We start from the raw sequence: 19051 nt of genomic DNA, 5'->3' as shown, positions 1-19051 counted from the left end.
CATGCCTGCAAAGGGTAAGCACCGCCGTCCCAAGTCCCGTTCCATGGCGCGCGGCTTCGCCGTCGCAGGCACCGGTGGTGCGGCCCTCGCGCTGCCGCTGCTGGGTGCCGCCGGCGCCCACGCGGCCGGCGCCCCGGCCGCCGCCCCCGCCGCGGCTCCCGTGCAGGCCCTGCAGGTTCCGGTGGCGCTGCAGGCCGCGCCCGCCGCTGCCGCGCAGGCCGCGCCGGCCGTCTACACGGTCGTGCCGGGCGACTACCTCTCCAAGATCGCCCAGGACCGCCACCTCTCGGGCGGCTGGCAGCAGCTGTACGCCGACAACCGCGAGGCAGTCGGCACCAACCCGTCGCTGATCCACCCCGGGCTGAAGCTGACCCTCGGTGCGCCGGGCGAGGCGGCGCCGGCCGCGCAGTCCGCTCCGGCCCCGGCGAAGAAGTCCTCGGCCTCGGCCTCGGCCTCCTCCTCCGACGACAAGGGGTCCGCGGACGCCGCGCCGGCCCCCGCCGCCCCCGCGGCCGCGGCCGCCGCCGCGCCCGCCAAGAAGAGCACCGCCGCCAAGTCCGCCGCCGGTACGGTCAGCGCCGCCGGCTTCGTCGCCCCCGTCGGCGGCGGGATCTCCACCCAGTACAAGACCCCCGGCGCCATGTGGTCCAGCGGCTACCACACCGGTGTCGACTTCATCGCGAGCTCCGGCACCACCGTCCGGGCCGTGGGCGCGGGCACCGTGGTCTCCGCCGGCTGGGCGGGCGCGTACGGCAACGAGGTCGTCATCCGGCACGCGGACGGCAAGTACTCCCAGTACGGCCACCTGTCCCAGCTCTCCGTCTCCGCCGGCCAGAGCGTCACCGGCGGCCAGACCATCGGCCTCTCCGGCTCCACCGGCAACTCGACCGGCCCGCACCTGCACTTCGAGATCCGCACCGGGCCGTCCTACGGCTCGGACATCGACCCGCTGGCCTACCTCCGCTCCAAGGGCGTGAGCATCTGACGGCTCCCGCCGTCGGAGCGAGGCAACCGGACACGTGAGGCCGGGACCCGAGGGGGGTCCCGGCCTCACGCCCTGTTATTCCGGACTGACCAGGTGGTATAGATCACGGCCCGTCAACCCCTTCCTACGATGGCGTAGGTCACGCACCGGGGTGAAAGATGTGTTCTCGTGGCAGCGACGAAGACGACACTCAAAACCATCGGCTCGTACGCGGCGATCGGGGACAGCTTCACCGAGGGTGTGGGGGACCCGGGGCCCGGGGAGACCTTTCTCGGCTGGGCGGACCGGCTGGCCGTACTCCTGGCCGATCAGCGCGACGAACACGAATTCCGGTACGCGAACCTGGCCGTGCGGGGGCGCCTCCTCGACCAGATCGTGGCCGAACAGGTCCCCCGGGCCAAGGAGCTCGCACCCGACCTGGTGAGCTTCTGCGCCGGCGGCAACGACATCATCCGGCCCGGCAGTGACCCGGACGACGTGGCGGAGCGGTTCGAGGCGGCCGTCGCCGACCTCACCGGAGCCGTCGGCCACGTCATGATCACCACCGGATTCGACACCCGGGGCGTGCCGGTCCTCAAGCACCTCCGGGGCAAGGTGGCCACGTACAGCGCCCATGTGCGCGCCATCGCCGACCGCTACGACTGCCCGGTGCTCGACCTCTGGTCGCTGAAGTCCGTACAGGATCGGCGTGCTTGGGACGACGACCGGCTGCACCTCTCGCCCGAGGGACACACCCGGGTCGCGCTGCGCGCCGCCCAGGTGCTCGGGTTCGAGGTGCCGGCCGACCCCGACCAGCCGTGGCCGCCGCAACAGCCGCGCGGCTCGGTGGACGTGACCCGGGACAACATCCAGTGGGCGCGGGAGTACCTGGTGCCGTGGATCGGGCGGCGGCTGCGCGGGGAGTCCTCCGGGGACCACGTGGAGGCGAAGCGTCCGGACCTGCTGCCGCTGTAGCCCGGCGCGGCAGCCGCGGGGTGGCCGAGCAGGGGACCGGGACGGGGGCAGGAGGATGGGGACGCGCGGCGGAATCCTTCGGGGCCGGTGCGCGTTGGCATGGTGATAGACCGGAAACCAGTACGGCCCCTCACGCCCATCCGTCCCACCCTCCCAGGAGGCGCTTTGACCGGCTCCCGTCCCCTGCGTCCACGGCTGCGCGCCCTGCGGCCCGAAGCCTTCGGCGCGGATCCGTCCGGCGCACGCCTGGAGCGGATCCACCGCTCGCCGAACTTCGCCGACGGCGTCTTCCAGAACCCGGTCGGGGCCCAGACCAGGCCTTCCGGCTCCATGATGGAGTTCGCCAAGATCTACTTCCACAAGGAGCAGCGGCTCCGGCGGAACCCCGGAGCTCCCATCCCGGTCTACCCGACGACCCTCGCCGAGCTGGCGAAGCCGCCGGTCAGCGGGCTGCGCCTGACCTGGATGGGGCACTCGGGCGTACTCGCGGAGATCGACGGGCGGCGGGTGCTGTTCGACCCGGTGTGGGGTGAGCGGTGTTCCCCCTTCCCGTTCGCCGGGCCCAAGCGGCTGCACCCCGTACCCGTACCGCTGGCCTCGCTGGGTCCGGTCGACGTCGTGGTGATCTCGCACGACCACTACGACCACCTCGACCTGCCGACCATCAAGGAGCTGGCCGGTACGGACACGGTCTTCGCCGTCCCGCTCGGCGTCGGCGCCCACCTGGAGCGCTGGGGGGTGTCTGCGGACCGGCTGCGCGAGCTCGACTGGAACGAGGGCACCAAGATCGCGGGCCTCTCGCTGACGGCCACTCCCGCCCGGCACTTCTGCGGGCGCGGCCTGCGCAACCAGCAGAACACCCTGTGGGCCTCCTGGGTCGTCGCGGGCGACGAGCACCGGATCTTCCACAGCGGCGACACCGGCTACTTCCCCGGGTTCGGGGAGATCGGCGCCGAGCACGGCCCCTTCGACGCCACGATGATCCAGATCGGGGCCTACTCGGAGTACTGGCCGGACATCCACATGACCCCCGAGGAGGGCATGCGCGCCCACCTCGACCTCCAGGGCGGGATCCCGCACGGCACGATGCTGCCGATCCACTGGGGCACCTTCAACCTGGCCCCGCACCCGTGGGACGAGCCCGGTGAGGGCACCGTGACCGCGGCCGGGGCCACCGGGGCGGCGATCGCGCTGCCGATCCCGGGCCAGCCGTTCGAGCCGGGCGACGCGGACGCCCCGAGCGAGCCGTGGTGGCGCCCGTTCGTGGCGTCGGCCCCGGTGCCCGCCACGCCGACCCGCCCGGTCGCGACCGCGCAGCCGCCGGCCGTGGCGCACGAGGAACCGGAGGCCGTCGGCTCCTAGGGGGTGTCTCGTCGATCGGGCCGGAGCAGCCGCCCGTTCGGGGGTCGTGCGTCGCGTACGGCGGCGGCGGACGTGCGCCCCCGGCGGATTCGGGCTGTCGTACGAGCGCTCCGCCAGGAGCGGGAAGCAGCCAGGTCAAGTTCCCCAACTGGCTGTCAGGGGCGGGATCGTGCGGTCTAGCGTGGGTATCCGGTGATCAACACCGGGCCCCGGAACCCCTGGAAGCCCGGGCCCCACGTAGAGGACGCCGATGTCCGGACTCCGCGCCGCCCGCCACGCCCCGTCGAGACACGCCGTCACCGGTCCCGGGCGGCAGATACTCCCCCAGTTGGTCCGCGCCGCCCTGCTGCCGACGCTCGCCGCGGCGCTCAGCGGAGCCGCCGCGGTCATCTTCACGCTGCAGCTCGGCGGGGGCGCGGGGGAGCGGGACGCCCGGCTGTGGCCGGTCCTGGCCGGCTGCGCCCTGCTCGTCGTCGGCGCGCTGGCCGCCGCCCTGCTCGGGGCCCAGCGCTCCGCCAAGGCCGTCCGGGACCGCTGCGAGGCCCTGCGCCGCTCCAGCGTGCGCGGCCGCCAAGAGCTGCGGACCGCCGCCGAGCGGTTGGAACGGGGCGAGCCGCCGGCCCGCCCGGTCCGCGGCGGCCCCACGGGACCGCCGGCCGGCAGCGACCCGGCGCGGGTGGACGAGTTCTGGCTGCTCTCCCAGGAGCTGCGCGGCGCCCGCGAACAGGCGCACACCACCCTCGTACGGCTGGCCGGCCCGGCCGCGCCGTCCGACAGTGACCGCAAGGTCGAGGTCTTCGTCAACCTCGCGCGCCGGCTTCAGTCCCTCGTGCACCGGGAGATCTCGCTGCTCGACGAGCTCGAGGACACCGTCGAGGACCCCGACCTCCTCAGGGAGCTCTTCCACGTAGACCACCTCGCCACCCGGATCCGCCGCCACGCCGAGAACCTGGCCGTGCTCGGCGGCGCCGCCTCCCGGCGCCAGTGGACCCGGCCCGTCGACCTGAGCGAGGTGCTGCGCTCCTCCGTCGCGGAGGTCGAGCAGTACACGCGGGTCAAGGTGGTGCCCCCGGAGGGCGGCACCGTACGCGGCCACGCCGTCGCCGACGTGGTGCACCTGCTGGCCGAACTCGTCGAGAACGCCACCGTGTTCTCCGCCCCCGACACCGACGTGGTGGTGCGCGCCGCACGGGTGACCTCGGGCATCGCCGTCGAGGTGGAGGACCGCGGGCTGGGCATGCCGGCCGCGGAGCAGCGCCGGATGAACGCGCTGCTCGTCGACCCCGACCAGATCAGCGTCCGGCAGCTGCTGGCGGACGGGCGGATCGGCCTGTTCGTGGTCTCGGCGCTGGCCCGCCGGCACGGGATCGCCGTCGAGCTCAAGTCCAACATCTACGGCGGCGTGCTCGCCGTGCTCGTGCTGCCGCAGGAACTGCTGGGGGCGGAGGCGCCCAGCGCCGCCGACGCGCTCGGGGGCTCCCGGGCCACCTCGTGGGGGACCGGGGAGGGGGGCGCCATGCCCCCGCTGGAGCCCGTACGGGTGGCCGTGCCGCGGCCGATGCCGGAGCGACAGGTGCGGCCGGAGCCGGAGCGGCAGCCGCGACATGAGTCGGTCCCGCGACAGGCGCCGCAGCCGCAGCCCCGGCGGGAGCCCGAGCCGGCTGCCGCGCGGCCGCCGCAGGCCGCACCGACGTGGGCGGCTCCGCCCGCGCCGGGCCCGGACACGCGTGTGCGGCCCGGGGCGGTGCGGCAGGAGACGGAGCGCCGGGAGCCGGGGCAGACACCGGCGGTCGAGACGACCCTCGACCTGGGCCTGGACCTGGGTCCGGACGTGACGCAGGACCTGGCCGCAGGTGTGGGCACGGCCGTGGGGACATCCGCAAGGACGGTGTCCGTACCGGCTGCCCGGACGGACCCGGACCGGCCGCTCCTGCCCCGCCGCCGGGCCCAGCACCACCTCGCCCCGCAACTGCGCGACGCCCCCGCCCCGCGGCGGGCCGACGCGCCCGAACGGCCCGTGCACGACCCGGGCCTGATGGCCGCCTTCCAACGGGGCTTCGGCCTCGCCCAGTCGGAGGACCAGCCATGACCCCGACCTCTCACCTCAGCAAGGAGCGCACCACCATGGGCGGCGAAGCGGCGACGAAGACCGGTCGGCTCTCCGATCTCGACTGGCTGCTCAGCGGCCTGGTCCAGCGGGTCCCGTACACGCGCAGCGCGGTACTCCTCACCGCGGACGGACTCCTCACGTGCGTGCACGGCCTCGACAACGACAGCGCCGACCACCTGGCGGCACTGGCGTCCGGGCTGTACTCGCTCGGGCGGAGCGCCGGATCCCGGTTCGGGGACGGCGCGGAGGTCCGGCAGGTCGTGGTCGAGCTCGACACCACGCTCGTGTTCGTGTCCGCCGCCGGGGCGGGCACCTGCCTGGCGGTCCTGGCCGACCGGGAGGCCGACGCCGGCGTGCTCGGCTACGAGATGGCGATGCTGGTCAAGAGCGTCCGACCGTACCTGGCGGCCCCGCCGCGGCGGCCCGCGGGCGATCCGGCGTGATGCGTGCCGACCGCGCCGCATGCGAAGCGGGGGTCCCGCGCGACACGCCCTGGCTCGACGGCTCGGCGGGCCGGGTGATGCGTCCGTACACGGCCAGTGGCGGGCGCACCCGGTCCGCGGTCGCACTCGACCTGCTGTCCCTGGTGACCGCGACGGGGGTGCGCCCGCGCGGCCCCCTCGGCACGGAGCACACCCTGGCGCTGCGCCTGTGCGCGGGCTCCGCGGCCGTCACCGTCGCCGAGGTGGCCGGACAGCTGCGGCTGCCGGCGGTGGTGGTGAAGGTGCTGCTGTCCGACCTGATGGAATACGGGGCCGTCACGGCGCAGGCGCCGCGGTTCCCGGGCGGCGGGTACCTCGCCGCCGACGACCAGAACCTGCTCCGGGCGGTGCTCGATGGCCTACGCCGACGACTGTGACGCCCGCCCCGCCGCCGTCCTGCCCGCGACGCTGAAGATCCTGGTCGCGGGCGGGTTCGGGGCGGGCAAGACGACCTTCGTGGGCGCGGTGAGCGAGATCGAGCCGCTGTGCACGGAGGAGCTGCTCAGCGGGCTGAGCGAGGGCCCCGATCCGCTCGAAGGGGTCGAGGCGAAGACGTCGACGACCGTCGCGCTCGACTTCGGCCGGCTCACCCTGGACGAGCGGCACGTCCTGTACCTCTTCGGCACGCCGGGGCAGCAGCGCTTCTGGTTCCTGTGGGAGGAGCTGTGCGCGGGCGCGCTCGGCGCGGTGGTGCTCGCGGACACCCGCCGGCTCGACGACTGCTTCCCGGCCGTGGACTTCTTCGAGCGGCGCGGCATCGGCTTCATCGTCGCCGTCAACGAGTTCGACGAGGGCCACCGCTACACCGCCGGCGAGGTCCGCGAGGCGGTGGGGCTCGGGCCCGAAGTGCCGGTCGTACGGTGCGACGCGCGGCTGACGAGCTCCGGGACGGGGGCGCTGGCCGCGCTGGTCCACCACCTGCTCTTCACGGCGGCGACGGAGAGGTCGGCGAGGCCGCCGATTTCGGCGGACTGGGCGGACTAGACGGACTCAATGAATGCAGTGAACGCACCGACTTCAGCGACTTCAGCGAAGTCTTGGGATGGGGGGAACCCGCGATGACGTACTACGAGTCGACCGGACACCTGCTGCTCACGCCGGTGGACCGGGAGGCGCCCGCACGCACCGTCCGGCTGCGCGAACTGGGCCTGGGGGAACGGGCGGACACGGAACTCGACGCCTTCGCCCGGCAGATCGCCGACGTACTGCAGGCCCCGTACGCGGGGGTCAACTTCATCGGCGAGGAACGGCAGTTCTTCGCCGGGCTGCACCACGCTCCGGACGCCCCCGCGAGCGGCTACCCGGCGCGGGTGCTGCCCCGGGACCACGGGTACTGCCCGCACGTGGTGGTGCGGCGCCGGGCGCTGGCGCTGGAGGACGTACGGGACTTCGCGCGCTTCGCCGGCAACGCGGTGGTGGACGAGAGCGGGGTCCGCTCGTACCTGGGGGCGCCGCTGACCGACCGGCAGGGGATCGTCCTGGGCACCGTGTGCGGGGTGGACCTGGAGCCGCGCAGATGGGGGACGGCGGGTCTGACGACCGTCAAATCCCTGGCCGCGGAGCTGCTGGAGATCATCCACGCACGCGAGGACGGCCTGCGGGCGGGCTGAGGGCGTCCGCAGGGACCGCTGCCCGGGGGCGGCTGTCAGTGCCGGGCGCTACGGTCGACGACATCAGCCCGAAGCCCGACCGCTGGCCGGAGAGGAGTCGCGCGATGGCCGTGACCGCCGAGGACGTCCGTACGACCGCGCTGTCGCTCCCCGACAGCAGCGAGAAGCTCGCCTGGGGCATGCCCACGTTCCGGGTGGGCGGGAAGATATTCGCCGCCCTCGGCGAGGACGACGCCTCGATCGGGGTGAAGTGCCCGAAGGAGGACCGCGCGGAGCTGATCGCCGCCGAGCCGGAGAAGTTCTTCGTCCGGGCAGGCCACGACGACAACTACGCCTGGCTCCGCGTCCGCCTGGCGGCGCTGGAGGGCGCCGCCGAGCTGCGCGCGATCCTGGTCGACTCCTGGTTCCAGGCGGCCCCCAAACGCCTGGCCGCTGCCCATCCGGAACTGGCGGGGAACTGAGGGGCGACCGGCGGGGGCCTCACCGCAGGAAGGCGCTGATCCGCTCGCGGAGGGAGTGCGGGTCCAGGCCGTGCGCGGCGGTGTGCTCCTCGATCGTGCCGTAGCGCCGGAGCTCGGCGCGCCCGACGCCGAGGCCGAGGACCCGGTGCGGGACCTCCGAGAGGGCCTGGGCCGCGGCCGCGGTGGAGGTGCCGGCCAGGTACGGCTCGACGAGGACCACGTCGGTCGTGGCGCGGCCGACGGCCTCGCGCAGAGCCGCGTCGTCGAAGGGCCGCACGGTGGTGGCGTACAGCACGGTCACGTCCAGGCCCGCCGTCGCGGCGAGGACGTTGTCCAGCAGCGGGCCGACCGCGACGACGACACCGGCTTCGGCGCTGCCCTCCCGTACGGTCCGCAAGCGCAGGCCGCCCACCGGGCGCGCGGCGGCGTTCGACTGCTGGGAGAGCCGGACGTACACCTTGTCGTCCCCGGCGGCGTACGCGTGGCGCAGCAGCGCCTCGGCCTCGTCCGGGTGCCCCGGCACGTGGACGGTCCAGCCGTCGAGGGTGTCCATCAGGGCCACGTCACCCGGCGCCATGTGCGTGAACCCGCCGGCCGGCCAGTCGTAGCTGGCGCTCGCGCTGACCAGCACCCCGCCGGTGCCCTGGTGCCCGAAGTCCAGCTTGACCTGCTCGAACGGCCGCTCCACCAGGAAGCTGGCGAAGGTGTGCATGATCGGCCGCAGCCCGGTGAGGGCCAGCCCGCCGCCGACTCCGACGAGCAGCTGCTCCCTGATCCCGACGTTGATCACCCGGTTCGGGTGGCGCTGCCGGTCGGGCCGGAACCCGTCCATGGTGATCTCGGCGAGCACGAGCGCAAGCCGAGGATCCTCGTCGAGCGCGCGCGATGTGACGGAGACGAACCGCTCCCGCATGGTGTCCATGTTTCCCCCTGCCCTACTGCTTCTTCTCGACACGGGCGATGACGGCGTGCGGCCGGCCCGGATGCGGTGTGGTGAAGGCGGCGTGCAGCGCCGCGTGGTCCCGGCCGTCGACGGTCACGGCCGACCAGCCGGCCGCCTCGAAGCGGGAGGCGATCCCGCCGTGCCAGCCGTGGGTCGCGGAGTCGTTGTCGATCACCACCGTGTGCAGCTGCTCCAGCCCGGCCGCCCCGGCGTACGCGAGGGCCTCGTGGTTGCTGCCCTCGTCGAGCTCGGCGTCCCCGATCAGCACCCACACCGCCGACTCGTCCAGCCCCTGCGCCTGCAGCCCGAGCGCACTGCCGACGGCGAGCGGCAGCCCGTGTCCGAGCGAGCCGCTGCCGATCTCCACTCCGGGGATCAGGGTGCGGTCCGGGTGGTGGCCGAGGGGGGACTCGTACGAGCCGAAGCCGCTCAGCCAGTCCACCGGGAAGAACCCCTTGGCGGCGAGCACGGCGTAGTACGCCATCGGCCCGTGCCCCTTGGAGAGCAGGAACCGGTCCCGCCCGGGCTCCTCGGCGCTCGCCGGCCCGACGCGCAGCACCCGGTCGTAGAGCACCCAGAGCACGTCAAGGGTGGAGGTGGCGGCGGGCCCGTGCTTCTCGGCCCCGGTCATGAGCGCCATGAGCCGGCTCAGATCCTCGTAGCGGAACCCCGTGTCCGCGCTTGCCTGTGTCATGCACCGATCGTGCAACCTCAAGTCCACTTGAGGTCAAGCGCCTCCTCGGCGTGACCCGGCCCCGGGAAAGCCGCGCGCGACCACCCCGCGAAGTGCGGTATTGTTCTCCTGCGCGTTCAACCAGGGGAAACCCCAGGTCAGCGGGCATCGGGACGTGGCGCAGCTTGGTAGCGCACTTGACTGGGGGTCAAGGGGTCGCAGGTTCAAATCCTGTCGTCCCGACCAGCGTTTACGCAGGTCGTAGGCCGTTCTCTCATCCATGAGGGGGCGGCCTTTTCCGTGCCCGGAATGCTGGTGGTCGCATTGTGGTCGCACGCCCGCTTCGGGGTTGGTTGGCGGTGGGGTGGAAGTCGGTCGGGCGGGGGAGCGGAGCCGGTTGAGGGCTTCGCGGAGGTGCTGGAGGTGGTCGCGTGGTGGTCGCAGCCGTTCCAGCCAGGCCCGTCGGTCGTTTCGTTTCTGGGCCCGGGTGAGGGTGTGGTCGATGGTGTCGACGGCTTCGCGGGCGGCCTGTTGGGTGAGGTGGCTGTAGATGTTCGCGGTGGTCGAGAGGGTGGAGTGCCGCAGCGTCTTGGAGACCATCGTGAGGGGGACGCCGGCGGTGATGGTGATGGTGGCGGCGAGGTGTCGCAGGTCGTGAACGGTCACCCGCGGTACACCGGCCTCTTTGGAGAGTTGCCGGAGCCGGTCGAGGACGGTGTGGGGTCGCAGGGGTCGGCCGTCGGGTCTGCAGAAGACGAGTCCGGTGAATGGATCGCTGGGGTCGCTGTGTCGGCGGGCCCTTGACCGGGCCCGGTGCTCGAGTGCGGTGGCGACGCGGGGTGAGACGGCGACCCAGTTCCGACTGGTACGGGTCTTGGGCGTGGTGATGACGAGGTGGTTGTTGTCGATCGCGGAGAGCGTGCACCGTACATAGAGGACGCGCTCGGGCAGGTGGACGTCGTCCCAGTGCAGACCGAGGGCCTCTCCTTTGCGCAGGCCGGTGCCGATGAGGAACTCGAACAGGTCGGCCATGTCCGGGTCTGCCTGATGGCAGTGCTGGAGGAAGCGGACGGCCTCGTCCGTGGTCCAGATCCGCCGCTCGGGCGACGGTGGCCGGTGCAGTGCCGGGGGACTGGCAGGGTTGTGGGCGAGGCGATGGTGGCGGACTGCGTCGCCGAGCGCCCTGGAGAGGGTGGCAAGGCGCCGGTAGAGGGTGGTCTTGCCGCGGCCTGCGGCGAGCTCGCTGGTGACGAACGCGGCGATGTGCCGGTGCCCGAGCTCGTCCAGTTTCATAGTCCCGAAGGCCGGGACGAGGTTGCGGACGTAGTCCCGGTAACGCGCCATGCAGGAGTAACGACCCTGTTCCGGCGCAGCAGCCAGGCACTCTCGGGCAAGCTGGCCGGACTCACCGGTGTCGTGGTGCTGGCCGTCGCCGCCTGGACCATGCTCTCCGCGCTGCAGGCAGGCGGCCGGGTCTCCTTCGACTCACCCTCACCGGGCCGGCAGACCTCGGTGAGCGGCCCGTTCATCGTCGAAGGCGGCGACGGCAGCGGTTCCGGGGGTGGCGGTGACTCGCAGAAGCCGCCCGAGACCCCCGTACGTACGGACGCATCCGGGCGACAGATCATCACGCTGACCGTGACGGACTTCTACACCCCACCCAGTTCACCGCGAAGGCCGGCGTGCCCACCACGCTCGTGCTGCACGGCAAGGACTCGGGCGGCTGCGCCAGGGCGTTCACCATCCCCGAACTCGGGGTGCAGGAGATCGTCAAACGCGACGGTGACACCGACGTCGACCTGGGCACCCGCAAGCCGGGAACCCTCCGTTTCACATGCGCCATGGGCATGCAGACCGGCGCCATCGAGTTCAAGAAGGACTTGTAATGAAGCTCTTCAGCCGAAAGAACAAGACTGAAGCCGACGGCGGCTTCCAGGTCGAGCTCCTCATCGAAGGCATGCACTGCACCAGCTGCGGCCTCCTCATCGACGACGAGCTGGAAGACCTCCCCGGCGTCCGCTCGGCCACCACGGACACCCGCTCCGGGCGCAGCATCGTCCGTCTGGAGGAGGGCGCACACGTCGACAGCGCGACTCTCGTCGCCGCGGTGGACGGGGCGGGCGACTGCAAGGCCCGGCTCGCCGTGTAGGCCGCAGCCGCTGCGACAAGGCCCCGCACCCGGATCAGTCCTGGGGTGCGGGGCCCCCACCCGGAGGCGGGCACTTCCGGTCAGGCCTTCGGCTTGGCGTCGATCTCGGCGATCAGGCCCTCGATGAGGCCCTTGATCTCGTCGCGGATGGGGCGGACGGCCTCGACGCCCTGGCCGGCCGGGTCCTCGAGCTGCCAGTCGAGGTAGGTCTTGCCGGGGAAGTACGGGCAGGCGTCGCCGCAGCCCATCGTGATGATGTAGTCCGATGCCTGGGCGGCCTCGGGGGTGAGGACCTTCGGCTTCTGGTCGGAGATGTCGATGCCCAGCTCCGCCATGGCGGCCACGGCGGAGGGGTTGATCCGGTCTCCAGGGACGGAGCCGGCGGAGCGGACCTCGACGCGGTCCCCGGCGAGGTGCCGCAGGAACCCGGCCGCCATCTGGGAGCGGCCCGCGTTGTGGATGCAGACGAACAGGACAGAGGCGCTGGGAGCGGAGGACATCTGTTCTTCCTTGGAGTAGGCGACTGCGATCGTGATCACGATGTCGGCGGCGCCTGGGCGACCTGTTCGGTCAGCGGCATGGGGCAGGCGTCGGCAATAAGGTCAGCTCGGACTGGTGTCATCCTCGGCTGATGTGACAGTATCAGCCCATGATGACGTCAGTCGACACTGATCTGATCCGGGTTCTGGCCGACCCGCTCAGGCTCCAGATCGTGACCCTGCTCGCGCGCGAGACGCTGTGCACCACCCACCTTGTGGAAGAGACGGGTGCCAAGCAGACGAACCTCTCCAACCACCTGAAGGTGCTGCGCGAGGCCGGGGTCGTGGATACGGAGCCATGCGGGAGGTACATCTACTACCGGCTGCGCCCGGAAGTCATCGAAGCCCTCGCCGGTCAGTTCGCCGACCTCGCCACGACCGCGCGTGCCACCGCCGAAGCGAACCTCAAGCGGTCCTGCCCATAGCCCGCTCTGCCTCACCTGCCCGAGGAGAACCCGTCTTGACCGCCACCGAGCCCGTCGCCGCCCCCGCAGCGGAGAGCGACATAGCCGCCGACGAGCCCCAGCCCGCACCCGGCGCGACCCCGCCCCGCACTCCGCTGATCGCCCGCGCCGCCGCCGAGCTGGTGGGCTCTGCCGCGCTGGTCGCGATCGTCGTCGGCTCCGGCATCCAGGCCACGAAGCTCACGCAGGACGTGGCTCTCCAGCTGCTGGCCAACTCCACGGCCACGGTCTTCGGCCTCGGCGTCCTGATCGCCCTGCTCGGGCCGGTCTCCGGCGCACACTTCAACCCGGCCGTCACGCTGGCCGAGTGGTGGACCGCCCGCCGCGGTGGCGCCGGAGTCACCGCCCGCGAGCTGGCCGTGTACGTGCCTTCGCAGATCGTCGGTGCGATCGCGGGCGCGATCCTGGCGGACGCGATGTTCGGCGAGCCGCTGGTCAAGTGGTCCACGCACGACCGCTCCGCCGGAAACCTCCTTCTCGGTGAGCTCGTTGCGACCGCCGGCCTGATCCTGCTGATCTTCGGCCTGGCCCGCACCGACCGGCTCCGCTTCGCGCCCGTCGCGGTCGCCTCGTACATCGGTGCCGCGTACTGGTTCACCTCCTCCACCTCCTTCGCCAACCCGGCGGTGACCATCGGCCGCGCCTTTACCGACACGTTCGCGGGCATCGCCCCCGGCTCGGTCCCGGCGTTCGTCGGCATGCAGCTGGTCGGCGCGGTGGTGGGCCTGGCTCTGGTGGCGGTCATCTTCATGCGCGGCAAGAACGACACGGAGCAGCCCGCGGCATGACGGAGCGCACGGCCGTGGTGGTGATCGGCGGCGGCCAAGCAGGGCTTGCCGCCGGCTACCACCTGCGCCGCCTGGGCGTCGAGCACGTCATCCTCGACGCCCAGGCCGCACCCGGCGGGGCATGGCAGCACACCTGGGACTCCCTCCATCTGTTCTCTCCGGCGCAGTACTCCTCGCTGCCCGGGCGGCTGATGCCCGCCCAGCCCGGCCAGACGTACCCGGACGCGCAGCATGTCGTGGAGTACCTCGCCGACTACGAGAAGCGGTACGAGCTGCCGGTCCAGCGCGGCGTATGGGTCGACGCTGTCCACCGCGAAGGCGCTCGTCTGCGGGTGGAGAGCGACTCGGGCGACTGGCGGGCCCGCGCGGTCGTCACCGCGACCGGCACCTGGACCCGCCCGTTCATCCCCGCTGTCCCCGGTCGGCGGGAGTTCTCCGGCCGCCAGGTCCACACGGTGCAGTACAAGAGCCCGGCCGAGTTTGCTGGCCAGAGGGTGATCGTGGTCGGCGGCGGCAACTCCGGTGCCCAGATCGCCGCCGACCTCGCCTCTGTGGCCGACCTGACCTGGGTCACCCTGCGTCCGCCCCGCTATCTGGCCGACGACATCGACGGCCGGGCCCTCTTCGACGCCGCAACCGCTCGCCGTCGTGCTCTGGACGTAGGACTCACCGACACCGGTGGCGTGGCCTCCCTCGGCGACATCGTCGCCGTGCCGCCCGTACGCGCCGCCCGCGACGCCGGACTCCTTCATGCGAAGCCGATGTTCACCCGGCTCACCACCATCGGAGCCGAGTGGGCCGACGGCGCCGTCGCTGAAGCGGACGCGGTCATCTGGTGCACCGGCTTCCGCCCCGCCCTCGCCCACTTCGCCTCACTGCGCCTGCGCGGCACTCGGGGCCACATCGCGACCGTCGGCACCCGGGCCGTCGACGAACCCCGCCTGCACCTGCTCGGCTACGGCGACTGGACCGGCCCCGCCTCCGCCACCCTCATCGGCGTCGGCCGCACTGCCCGCGACGCAGCCCGGGACATCTCGGAGATTCTGCAAGCCTGACCCTCAGACGGAGTTTCGGCAGCACCAGGCCTGCTGGGCAGAGGCGAGGGGCCGGGTCGAATCCGGTGCTCGGAGGTCCTGACAAGTCCTGGGCCCGTATCCGGTGGCTTTCCCTGAAGGTCGGGCCGGGCCGTAGCAGGCGGGCCCGTGACCAGCAAAGATGCCCATCATGCGCACTGACCAGAACCTCAGCCCCCTCCGCGCGACGCCCACGGCACCGGTGGTGTTCGGTGCGGGAGCGGCCATCGGCGTGCTGGGCGGAATGATCGGGCTGGGCGGCGCGGAGTTCCGCCTGCCGCTCCTGATCAGCCTCTTCGGATTCGCCGCGCTCTCGGCCGTCATCCTGAACAAGGCGATGAGCCTGGTCGTGGTCCTGGTCGCACTGCCTGCCCGTCTGGCGGCGGTCCCGGCCGCCGAGGTGGCCGCACGCTGGCCCGTCGCGGTCAACCTGCTGGCCGGAAGCCTGCTGGGTGCCTGGGCCGGAGCATCCTGGGCAGTGCGGATGCGTTCCTCGACCCTCTACAAGGTGCTGGCTGTTCTGATGGTGCTCATGGCGGTCGCCCTGGTGATCACGCACACCACCGCCCTGAGCACGCTCGACCTGCCGCTGTGGGCGCAGGTGCCTGCCGGTGTCGTCGCCGGGTTCGGCATCGGTGTCGTCGCGGCGATCATGGGCGTGGCCGGCGGCGAGCTGCTGATCCCGACGATCGTGCTGCTGTTCGGGGAGGACATCAAGACCGCCGGCAGCCTCTCCCTGCTGGTGTCCCTGCCCACGATGCTGGTGGCGTTCGCCCGCTACAGCCGCGACGGCAGCTTCGACGTCCTGGGCGCGAACCGCCGCTTCACCATCGTCATGGCCGCAGGCTCGATCACCGGCGCGGTCCTGGGCGGGCTGCTGCTGGGCGTGTTCCCGGACGTGGTCCTCATCCCCGCGCTGGCCGTGATCCTGCTCATCTCCGCAGTCAAGCTCGCCCGTCACAACTGACTCGGCCGAGCCGTCGCGTCGGGGTGCCTCCCGTTCTCAGGTTCTGGCTCAACTTCTGTGGTGACGGCTCGACGCTCGGTACTTCGAGACGCTGAACGACGAGAACCAGCTGGTCAGTGCGCTGGCCCGACTCAGCGCAGGGCGCAGGTCCACAGAAGTTGAGCCAGAACCCGAGTTTCGACAGCACCTGGGCCTGCTGGGGCTGTCTCGTAGCACGGCCTTGGGGACCAGCGGGGCAGCGGATGGCGCTAAGCCGACCTCCGCAGGTGGCAGCGCGCGCTGGTCAGCCGAATCGGCGAGTCCCACGATTGAGTGGTGGGCCGCCAGTTGCGGGGCGATGGCCCACCTGACTCCATAGCATCCTCGGACATGACGATGAACAATCCTCCGCACCGAGTACGCAAGCTCTTGGCCGCGGCAGTTGCGCTGACGGTCGGGGGCGTGGTGGCGCCCGTGACACTGGCCTCTCCGGCAAACGCCGCAAACACCTGCGTGAGTGGCGTCACGTTCAAGACAGCAGGAGCTGCGTCCTGTGAGCTGCCGAACGGCGCACTCACGGTCACCGTTACCCTCATCGGCGCTGGCGGCGGCGGTGGTGGTGGCAGCGTCGGCTCGACGGATGGCAGCGGGGGCGGTGGTGGCGGTGGCGGCGGGCGCATGGAGTGCCACTACTTCGTCAAGCACGGCGACGATGTGCGCATCACCGTGGGCCGTGGCGGGGTAGGGGGCGGCGGCGGTGTCAGCTCCGCCGTAGGCGGCTCGGATGACGGCCGCAAGGGCGGCGGTGGCGGCGCCACCTCCGTGTCCCTCGGCGGCCGTACCGACACCATGCCCGGTGGCATCGGCGGTGGCGGCGCCATCTACGGCACCCTCAGCGGCCGACCCGGCACTGGCGGCCAAAGCCCCGGCGAAGGCCCCTGCGGATACAAGCCAGGCGGCACGGGCGGCAACGGCACCAGAGGCCGGGGCAGCGCTGGCGGCAGCGGCGGCGCTGGCGGCAGCGCCGCCGGCCCGGTTCCCGCCTCCTGCGGCGCGGTCGGCCTTGCTGGCTCCGGTGGCAGCGCTAGCGGCAACGGCAATCCCGGTTACGACGGGCGGGGCGGGCAGGGTGGGTGCGTCATCATCCGCTTCCACTAGCGGCAGCCGTACACATCACTGCTGACCCCACTCAGCGCCTACAGCCAGCTGACCGTTACCCGCTACCGGTCGCGGTAACGGTCAGCTGGCGGTGAGTCGGATCCTGGCAGTCACAGCGGTCGGCACTGAAACTACCGTTACCGCCAACCACTGCCCGTTGGTCCCCAACGCCGTAGCAGTGGACCTTGCAGAGGTCAGATCCACCTTGCGTTTGATCTTGCGTGGGCGGGAAAGATCCCCTCATGACCGATCCTGTGAACGACGGCGTGGCGACGCCGACAACCGTTTCGATCTCGGTGAAGGGCCTCTCGGACGCCGGTCTGGAACCGCAGCTGCGGTCCTGGATCAGCTCCGGACCCAACGAGCCCGTGACCGCCGAACAGATCACCCGGGCCATCGGGGAGGACCGGCTCGCCCAGGCCGCCGAATCCCTCGGCCGCGAGCCCGGCGACCTCGCCGCAAGTCTCGCCGCAGATCTCCCCGGCCTCATCGACACCGCCTCCCCCAACGGCCACGTCGAATTGGCCCGCGCCCAGGACGAAACCGTCGCCATCCAAGCCCGAACGGCAGGCAGCATCCACGCCTACATCGAAGGAGGACCCGCCTCTCTCTACAACGGGTCCGACGCCATCGCACTGACCACCAAGTCCAATGGCGTGACGCTGACCGCAATCCCTCAAGAGGTCTTGGACGACGCGACCTCCACTCCCGGAACCCAAGCCGACATGACGATCACCGCCGCACGCCCGCTCGACACCCAGAACGGGCTCTACACGGCCGACATGACCGTGATCTTCGACGCTGTGCCTCGCTCCCAGTAAGCCCAAGACCGAAAACCAGCGCCCTCGCAGCCACGGCGTTGGCACCGTGTGTGACGCAGTGCCGACGCCGTGGGGTGTGCAGGGTTGGTCTGAACAACCCTGCCGTCGGGTGCAGCGCAGACGGCACCAAGAGTTTCCAGGGCGGCCTGGCCGCCCGGTCCCGCGCCACCAAGACGCCGAAGCCCGGCGGGGCGGGGTCCAACCGACGCGTACCCTCCACCCGGCCGGCGGGAGGGCCCGCGAGGTGCCTCCCGTTTTCGGGTTCTGGCACAACTTCTGTGAAGTCGTGGGCTGTCCCGGCCATCCCCACCAGACCTCGAACTGGCTGGCGATTGACATCCCGCATCTGGCAGGGTCGGTCACATGGACTGCATCTTCTGCGGGCTCATTCGTGAAGGCACCGCGAGCTGGGTGGCTCGTGGCCCGATGGCCTGTGCCTTCGTTCCACTGAACCCGCTGGCGCCGGGTCACACTCTGGTGGTTCCAACGCTCCATTACGCGGATGTCTTTGAGACTCCGCCCGACGTCCTCGCAGTGGTGACGGCACTGGTCCAGCGCGTGGCCGAGGCCGCGCGGACAGCCTTGAACGCCTCAGGCGTGAACATCCTCAGCGCCAGCGGCCCGGGATCGGAGCAGTCAGTGCCCCATCTGCACTTCCACGTCGTCCCGAGGTGGGTGGACGATGGAATCTCGACCTGGCCGGCCGGACGCTCCGTACATCACGTCACTGGCGATCCGGTGGCGCGGCTTGCCGACGCTCTTGCTTCGGGCCGGCACCACACAAGTTGAGCCAGAGCCCGTTCTCATGAACATCGACTCCGACCCGATCTTGGCGTCTCCCCAAGCCCTGAACAATCGACGCCGAAACACCTCGTGAACAACGCCAGCCCGTCGGCAGGTGGTGCGCGTGCGGGGAAACGGTCATCATCGCGACGTCGGGCACCGTGCCGTGGGCCGATCGGGAGCTGGCAGACGATGGCGAACACGACTCCGATGGACCGGCAGGCCGTGTACGAGGATTACGAACGAGCCCGCCGCACCTTCCACCAACTGCTGGACTCTGCCTCCGAGGCGGACCTTGCCCGGCCGACCCTTGGTACCAAGTGGACCAATGGGGAGCTGCTGTGGCACATGCTCTTCGGCTACATGGTCGTCCGGGCTCTGCTGGTCCTGGTCCGTGTCTTCGGGCGGCTTCCCCAGGGGGCCAGCAGGGCGTTCGCCCGACTTCTGAACGGGGGAACCGTGCCGTTCGACTGGGTCAACTACGCGGGTCCACGTGGCGCCGTGAAGGTCTACGGGCCGCGCCGGATGGGGGCCGCCTTCGACCGCGTCCTCGACTCCCTCCAACGCCGGCTGGCCGCCGAGTCCGACGCCGACCTGGCCTGCGGTATGCACTACCCCGTCCGGTGGGACCCCTTCTTCAAGGACTTCATGACGCTCGCGGACATCTACCGATACCCGACGCAGCACTTCGACTTCCACCACCGCCAGCTCACCCTGAACAGCGGCGACGGGCTGCGACGGGAGGACTGA

General features: G+C 71.7%; 22 protein-coding genes, 1 tRNA gene and 1 pseudogene. 20 read left to right on the top strand and 4 right to left on the bottom strand.

Features of this window, described 5'->3' with window-relative positions; all coding sequences use genetic code 11:
- Position 1: 1 nt before the first annotated feature.
- The 9 genes from OG299_RS08440 (at position 2) to OG299_RS08400 (ending at position 7964) form a co-directional block, all read left to right on the top strand.
- Positions 2-985: a LysM peptidoglycan-binding domain-containing M23 family metallopeptidase gene (locus OG299_RS08440; RefSeq protein WP_327361099.1), complete on the top strand. Its 984-nt coding sequence runs from the start codon at positions 2-4 to the stop codon at positions 983-985.
- Between the two features lie 168 nt (positions 986-1153).
- Entirely contained in the window at positions 1154-1939 is a 786-nt protein-coding gene (locus tag OG299_RS08435) for an SGNH/GDSL hydrolase family protein (RefSeq protein ID WP_266634997.1), read from the top strand.
- Positions 1940-2104: 165 nt separating this feature from the next.
- Positions 2105-3301 (top strand): MBL fold metallo-hydrolase, encoded by a 1197-nt coding sequence (locus OG299_RS08430; RefSeq protein ID WP_327361098.1) that lies wholly within the window; start codon positions 2105-2107, stop codon positions 3299-3301.
- 250 nt (positions 3302-3551) lie between these two features.
- Positions 3552-5390, top strand: a complete 1839-nt coding sequence (locus OG299_RS08425; protein ID WP_327361097.1) for a sensor histidine kinase — start codon at positions 3552-3554, stop codon at positions 5388-5390.
- 35 nt (positions 5391-5425) lie between these two features.
- Positions 5426-5854 (top strand): roadblock/LC7 domain-containing protein, encoded by a 429-nt coding sequence (locus tag OG299_RS08420; RefSeq protein WP_266635889.1) that lies wholly within the window; start codon positions 5426-5428, stop codon positions 5852-5854.
- Complete coding sequence (locus OG299_RS08415) at positions 5854-6270, top strand: DUF742 domain-containing protein (RefSeq protein ID WP_327361096.1); 417 nt, start codon at positions 5854-5856, stop codon at positions 6268-6270. Before OG299_RS08420 ends, OG299_RS08415 begins: the two co-directional genes overlap by 1 nt.
- A complete protein-coding gene (locus OG299_RS08410; protein ID WP_327361095.1) occupies positions 6248-6877 on the top strand; it encodes a GTP-binding protein in 630 nt (209 codons plus the stop codon). The genes OG299_RS08415 and OG299_RS08410 overlap by 23 nt, the downstream gene beginning before the upstream one ends.
- Before the next feature lie 74 nt (positions 6878-6951).
- Positions 6952-7503 carry a GAF domain-containing protein gene (locus OG299_RS08405; protein ID WP_266635006.1) on the top strand — a complete coding sequence of 184 codons (552 nt, stop codon included), beginning with the start codon at positions 6952-6954 and terminating at the stop codon, positions 7501-7503.
- 104 nt (positions 7504-7607) lie between these two features.
- The gene (locus tag OG299_RS08400) at positions 7608-7964 is read left to right on the top strand and encodes an MmcQ/YjbR family DNA-binding protein (RefSeq protein ID WP_327361094.1); all 357 of its coding nucleotides are present in this window, start codon (positions 7608-7610) and stop codon (positions 7962-7964) included.
- Positions 7965-7983: 19 nt separating this feature from the next.
- Here the strand turns inward: OG299_RS08400 and OG299_RS08395 are convergent, their stop codons facing one another.
- Both OG299_RS08395 and OG299_RS08390 read right to left on the bottom strand, forming a co-directional pair.
- Positions 7984-8886: a transketolase family protein gene (locus OG299_RS08395; RefSeq protein ID WP_327361093.1), complete on the bottom strand. Its 903-nt coding sequence runs from the start codon at positions 8884-8886 to the stop codon at positions 7984-7986.
- Positions 8887-8899: 13 nt separating this feature from the next.
- Positions 8900-9601, bottom strand: a complete 702-nt coding sequence (locus OG299_RS08390) for a thiamine pyrophosphate-binding protein (RefSeq protein WP_327361092.1) — start codon at positions 9599-9601, stop codon at positions 8900-8902.
- 148 nt (positions 9602-9749) lie between these two features.
- Between OG299_RS08390 and OG299_RS08385 the strand changes: the two genes are divergently transcribed.
- Positions 9750-9826: transfer RNA gene (locus OG299_RS08385), tRNA-Pro, on the top strand.
- Between the two features lie 297 nt (positions 9827-10123).
- Here OG299_RS08385 and OG299_RS42710 read toward each other — a convergent pair.
- Positions 10124-10873: pseudogene (locus OG299_RS42710) on the bottom strand (site-specific integrase); the annotation flags it as partial.
- 389 nt (positions 10874-11262) lie between these two features.
- Between OG299_RS42710 and OG299_RS08380 the strand changes: the two are divergent.
- The gene (locus tag OG299_RS08380; protein WP_327361091.1) at positions 11263-11466 is read left to right on the top strand and encodes a cupredoxin domain-containing protein; all 204 of its coding nucleotides are present in this window, start codon (positions 11263-11265) and stop codon (positions 11464-11466) included.
- On the top strand, positions 11466-11729 hold the full coding sequence (locus OG299_RS08375) for a cation transporter (RefSeq protein WP_327361090.1): 264 nt from the start codon (positions 11466-11468) through the stop codon (positions 11727-11729). The genes OG299_RS08380 and OG299_RS08375 overlap by 1 nt, the downstream gene beginning before the upstream one ends.
- Positions 11730-11809: 80 nt before the next feature.
- On the opposite strand, the gene OG299_RS08370 is transcribed toward OG299_RS08375, so the two are convergent.
- Positions 11810-12229 (bottom strand): arsenate reductase ArsC, encoded by a 420-nt coding sequence (locus OG299_RS08370; protein ID WP_266635897.1) that lies wholly within the window; start codon positions 12227-12229, stop codon positions 11810-11812.
- A 149-nt stretch (positions 12230-12378) separates the two neighbouring features.
- Here OG299_RS08370 and OG299_RS08365 point away from each other — a divergent pair, with 149 nt between their 5' ends.
- From OG299_RS08365 to OG299_RS08330, 8 genes are all read left to right on the top strand, one after another.
- Positions 12379-12693: an ArsR/SmtB family transcription factor gene (locus OG299_RS08365; protein ID WP_266635074.1), complete on the top strand. Its 315-nt coding sequence runs from the start codon at positions 12379-12381 to the stop codon at positions 12691-12693.
- 35 nt (positions 12694-12728) lie between these two features.
- A complete protein-coding gene (locus OG299_RS08360; RefSeq protein ID WP_327361089.1) occupies positions 12729-13520 on the top strand; it encodes an aquaporin in 792 nt (263 codons plus the stop codon).
- Complete coding sequence (locus tag OG299_RS08355) at positions 13517-14575, top strand: ArsO family NAD(P)H-dependent flavin-containing monooxygenase (RefSeq protein ID WP_327361088.1); 1059 nt, start codon at positions 13517-13519, stop codon at positions 14573-14575. Before OG299_RS08360 ends, OG299_RS08355 begins: the two co-directional genes overlap by 4 nt.
- Positions 14576-14744: 169 nt before the next feature.
- Positions 14745-15560, top strand: coding sequence for a sulfite exporter TauE/SafE family protein (locus OG299_RS08350; protein ID WP_327361087.1), 816 nt, complete (start codon positions 14745-14747; stop codon positions 15558-15560).
- 369 nt (positions 15561-15929) lie between these two features.
- Positions 15930-16697 (top strand): hypothetical protein, encoded by a 768-nt coding sequence (locus OG299_RS08345; RefSeq protein ID WP_327361086.1) that lies wholly within the window; start codon positions 15930-15932, stop codon positions 16695-16697.
- 254 nt (positions 16698-16951) lie between these two features.
- A complete protein-coding gene (locus OG299_RS08340; RefSeq protein ID WP_327361085.1) occupies positions 16952-17518 on the top strand; it encodes a YidB family protein in 567 nt (188 codons plus the stop codon).
- Positions 17519-17881: 363 nt separating this feature from the next.
- Positions 17882-18307, top strand: a complete 426-nt coding sequence (locus tag OG299_RS08335) for an HIT family protein (protein ID WP_327361084.1) — start codon at positions 17882-17884, stop codon at positions 18305-18307.
- 186 nt (positions 18308-18493) lie between these two features.
- Positions 18494-19051 carry a DinB family protein gene (locus OG299_RS08330; RefSeq protein ID WP_327361083.1) on the top strand — a complete coding sequence of 186 codons (558 nt, stop codon included), beginning with the start codon at positions 18494-18496 and terminating at the stop codon, positions 19049-19051.

This window comes from Streptomyces sp. NBC_01296 (genome assembly GCF_035984415.1).
Taxonomy (GTDB): domain Bacteria; phylum Actinomycetota; class Actinomycetes; order Streptomycetales; family Streptomycetaceae; genus Streptomyces.
Note: the sequence above shows the minus strand (reverse complement) of the source record. Positions and strands in the feature narration are given on the sequence as shown.